General features: G+C 63.1%; 1 protein-coding gene. It reads right to left on the reverse strand.

Going from position 1 to position 241, the window contains the following annotated elements; all coding sequences use genetic code 11:
• Positions 1-143, reverse strand: a 143-nt coding sequence (locus HA630_RS00345) for an NADH-quinone oxidoreductase subunit K (protein ID WP_208299878.1), incomplete at its 3' end; no start/stop codon positions are given.
• Positions 144-241 lie beyond the last annotated feature (98 nt).

The raw sequence follows: 241 nt of genomic DNA on the forward strand, positions 1-241 counted from the left end.
AAGTTCATGTTGACCGCCAGCAGCATCAGCTCGATGGCCATCAGCAGCACGATCAGGTTCTTGCGGTTCAGGAAAATGCCGACCACGGAGAGCGCAAACAGCGCCGCGCCCAGCGACAGGAAATGCCCCAATGTCAGACTCATGGCGTCTGGCCCTCCTCGTTCGACGGCTGTGCGACGGCTTTCGGGGTGGCGGCGAGCGACACCACCGTCAGCCGGTCTTCGGCCTTGACCCGCACCTG

The organism is Aquabacterium sp. A08, from assembly GCF_011742065.1.